1 protein-coding gene and 1 pseudogene are annotated in these 1,622 nt (G+C 70.2%); both read right to left on the reverse strand.

The window, feature by feature from the left end:
• Positions 1-295: pseudogene (locus G3N99_RS40020) on the reverse strand (MFS transporter); the annotation flags it as partial.
• On the reverse strand, positions 292-1,557 hold the full coding sequence (locus G3N99_RS40025) for a D-arabinono-1,4-lactone oxidase (protein ID WP_206125169.1): 1,266 nt from the start codon (positions 1,555-1,557) through the stop codon (positions 292-294). The pseudogene G3N99_RS40020 and the gene G3N99_RS40025, both read right to left, overlap by 4 nt.
• Between the last annotated feature and the right edge of the window lie 65 nt (positions 1,558-1,622).

The raw sequence follows: 1,622 nt of genomic DNA on the forward strand, positions 1-1,622 counted from the left end.
CCGCCTGCCCGGCGATCGTGCCGACCAGGCCGGCCAGCGTGAACGGCCGCGCGGCGCGCGCGATCCGGTGCGACAGCAGCGCGCAACTGATCGCGATGCCGAGGATCTCGGCGCTGACGAGCGCAGTCGCGCTGCCTTCGTCGAGGCGGAAGCGCGTCATCACGGCCGCGACGAGGAACGGCGACAGGATCAGGCCGTTGGTGGCCGCCGCGAACGCGAGCGCGAGGCGGACGACGGCGCCGGTCGATGGATCGGGACGCGACTGTGCGGCGGCATGCAGGGTGGCGGTGCTCATGAGGCCTCCTGGTTGGATCGCGGCCGATCTTGTGCGATGCCGGCCGTTTCGTGCATCGGGTGTGTCCCTCGGCGAGCCGGCGTGGCGCGCGCGGTCGCGGCTGCGCTCGTACTTGCACTTGCGTGTTGCGGCAGGCCGAACAGCGTGCGCAGGTACGGCGTCAGGAAGCGGCCATGCGGATCCATCCGTTCGCGCAGCGCGAGGAAATCGTCCCAGTGCGGGTAGCACGCCGCCAGCTCGGCGGCCTTCATCGCATGCACCTTGCCCCAGTGCGGCCGCCCGCCATGATTGCGGCAGATCGCTTGCACGCCCGAGAAGTATGCGTCGAACGGCATCCCGCGATACTGGTGCACCGAGATGCGCACGCTGTCGCGTCCGTAGTCGGGGCTCAGCCAGATGTCGTCGCCGCGCACCCAGCGGTATTCGATCGGGAACATCAACGGGAAGCTGCGACGCGCGATGAACGCACGGATCTCGCGCAGCGCGTCGGCGCCGCGCTCGGCCGGCACCGACCATTCCATTTCGTTGAAGCGCACGCGGCGCACCGTCGACAGCATCGCGTAGCTCGCATCCACGTGGCGGCCGGCCGACACCGTCGATGCGCACAGCCGGCTCAGCGCCGGGCACAGCGATGGCACGCGTTTGCCGAGCCCGCACAACGCGCCGAACACCGTGTTCTCGAGGAACGATTCGGATGCACGGCTCGCCCAGTGCACCGCGTCGGCCGGCTCGTCGGTCATGTCCCACGCCTTGGTCAGCACGGTGTCCGTATGCGGGAACCAGTAGAACTCGAACGAGCGGTGCTTCGCGATCAGCGCGTCCGCTTGCGCGAGGCAGTCGTCGAGCTGCATGCCGCCGCGCTCGAGGCGCAGCTTGAACGCGGGCACGAGGCGCAGGCCGATCTCGGTCAGCACGCCGAGCGCGCCGAGCCCGATCCGGCCGCCGGCGAACAGGTCGGGATGCGTGTCGGCGCTCGCGCGGATCTCGCTGCCGTCCGCGCACATGAAGGTCAGGCTGTCGATCTGCGTCGACAGGTTGCCGAGCGTGATGCCGGTGCCGTGCGTGCCGGTGCTGGTCGCGCCGGCGATCGACTGCACGTTGATGTCGCCGAGGTTCTCCATCGCGAGGCCGTGCGCGGCGAGTGCCGGGCCCAGCGCCCACAGCCGCGTGCCGGCATGCACGCGCGCGACGCGGCGGTCGCGGTCGACGTCGATCACGCCCTGCATCCCGTCGAGCGACAGGATCACGTCGTCGGTGTGCACGAGCGGCGATCGGAAGAGCGTCGGGTGGGGAAAGGGTGGAGAGCGCGTGGGAGATCTGGGGTGTT

This window comes from Burkholderia sp. Ac-20392, assembly GCF_017104585.1.
GTDB classification, from domain to species: domain Bacteria; phylum Pseudomonadota; class Gammaproteobacteria; order Burkholderiales; family Burkholderiaceae; genus Burkholderia; species Burkholderia lata.